This is a genomic window from Henriciella sp. (assembly GCF_049649345.1).
Lineage (GTDB): Bacteria > Pseudomonadota > Alphaproteobacteria > Caulobacterales > Hyphomonadaceae > Henriciella.
Map to the genome: position 1 here is coordinate 1 of NZ_JBARZC010000371.1, position 1,683 is coordinate 1,683.

Below are 1,683 nucleotides of genomic sequence, written 5' to 3' on the forward strand. Positions count from 1 at the left end.
CTCTATCAGCGCGGGCTTTCGGGTGTTCCGCTACTGCCGGCGGACTGCCAGACTTCGATCAGGGCGGCAGGGCGGATCTATCGCGAGATCGGGGATGGAATCCGGCGCCTTGATTATGATTCGGTATCGCGGCGGGCAGTCGTCTCGAAGGCCCGCAAGGTCCAGCTTTTGGCCGGGGCGATAATGGCGCCGCGCGCGCGCCCTTCGTCGGCTGGCGCCGCGTTCGCCTCGCAATATCTTGTGACCGCAGTCGCCCGCAGTGGCCGCGGGGCGCCTGTTCCGATTTCGCCGACCCGGTTCAACTGGACGCTCGATCTCTTCATGCGGCTGGAGCAGCGCGAACGCACGGCCTGATAGAAGGAGGGCCACCCCATGGGAAATGCCGTCTTCTGGATCGAGGGTGTACTCATCGCCGGCGGCGTCGGTGGCTGGGCGCTCTGGGAGTATCTCAAGACCGACAAGCTTCTGAAAGAGACCCGCGCCAGGGAAGAGGCCGACGCTAAAGCGAAAGACGAGGCATCCGAAACGGAAGCATGAGTTTGACGATGGGCGAGCGCAGGCGCTTGCACGACAGCGTCTCGTGCGTCGCGAGGCCGCTAGCGCCTTGCGGATAGGCGAGCAGCGAGCGGCTGTAGAACGGCGTGTCTTCGAGCGTCTGCTTCACAGCGGGCGCAGCGCCGGAAAGCGCCCCGGCGCGGCGGTCTATTCGCCATATCCGCGTTCCCGGAAGCTCAACCGAAGCCTCGCCCTCTGTCTCGCTTGCCGTGCCGTCGGGGCCGATGCGCACATGCAGGGCGCGCTGCGGGCCGGTGGCCGGGTCGGTGACATAGCGGATCAGCGTGTCGCCATCCTCCAGCGGCGTGCGGGACCAGTCCCAATAGTCGAAGCCCTTCTCGAGCGGCTCTGCGCCATGGTTCATGTCGACATAGCCATGGCCTTTCCAGGAAAGCCCCGGGCGCTCAAAGTCGACAGCGATCTGCGCGTGCGTGCAGGCGGGCGACCAGAAGTGGCGGGCCTTCGGGTCGAGCTGGAAGTCGCGGCTTGCCATATAGGGCAGGGTGACGGTGACCTTGCCGCGCAGACGCCGCGGAAGGGGCGCACCGATCTCGTCGATCTCTATTGTCAGACGGCCGTCTTCAAGCCGGACTGCGCTTTTGCCGACCTGGAATTCGGTTTCAGACCGGTGCGTGTCAGCGCTTTTACGCTCTGTCATCGCCCAGCGCTGCGTCCTGCCATAAAGCGCGACATTGAGCGCGCAGTGATTGGCCGGGTCGCGCCAGCCGCTCCAGGCATAATAGGGCGAAAAAACGCTGCCGATGAAGAGAATGAGGACAATCGCATTCTCGCCATCCTCGCTTACGCCATCGATATACCACCACGCATATCCGCCAGCTGGCGGGGTGTAATCAAATCGAAATCCGACAGGACTTCCATCGCCGCCGCCCGCCCCGACAGGGCCGCCATGGGAAGCCCCGGCCCCGGATGAACACTGCCGCCCGCCAGGTAGAGCCCCCGTTTGCGCGTCCAGACGCCCTGGCGCTTGAACGCCGCGCGCCAGCCATGGCTCGCTGGGCCGTAGAGCGCTCCGCCCGTCCCCGGAAACCGGCTTGCATAGTCGGTCGGTGTCGTTGCCTTGAGCGTGTCCGGCGCGGGGGTCAGAGTCAGGCCGCAGCTCTGCAGGCG

General features: G+C 65.5%; 2 protein-coding genes and 2 pseudogenes. 2 read left to right on the forward strand and 2 right to left on the reverse strand.

The annotated features are described in order from the left end of the window. Nucleotides 1–354, forward strand: a pseudogene (locus tag WA989_RS10165) (phytoene/squalene synthase family protein); the annotation flags it as partial. 18 nt (nucleotides 355–372) lie between these two features. Further along, nucleotides 373–537 (forward strand): hypothetical protein, encoded by a 165-nt coding sequence (locus WA989_RS10170; RefSeq protein WP_424340386.1) that lies wholly within the window; start codon nucleotides 373–375, stop codon nucleotides 535–537. Here WA989_RS10170 and WA989_RS10175 read toward each other — a convergent pair. Together WA989_RS10175 and WA989_RS10180 are read right to left on the reverse strand one after the other, a co-directional pair. Further along, nucleotides 500–1,213 carry a carotenoid 1,2-hydratase gene (locus tag WA989_RS10175; RefSeq protein WP_424340387.1) on the reverse strand — a complete coding sequence of 238 codons (714 nt, stop codon included), beginning with the start codon at nucleotides 1,211–1,213 and terminating at the stop codon, nucleotides 500–502. The genes WA989_RS10170 and WA989_RS10175 overlap by 38 nt on opposite strands. Before the next feature lie 143 nt (nucleotides 1,214–1,356). Continuing rightward, nucleotides 1,357–1,683, reverse strand: a pseudogene (locus tag WA989_RS10180) (1-hydroxycarotenoid 3,4-desaturase CrtD); the annotation flags it as partial.

Excerpts from the sequence above, each read along its gene's own strand:
- WA989_RS10175 (WP_424340387.1), bottom strand. The coding sequence starts at position 1,213 with ATGACAGAGCGTAAAAGCGCTGACACGCACCGGTCTGAAACCGAATTC.
- WA989_RS10170 (WP_424340386.1), top strand. The coding sequence starts at position 373 with ATGGGAAATGCCGTCTTCTGGATCGAGGGTGTACTCATCGCCGGCGGC.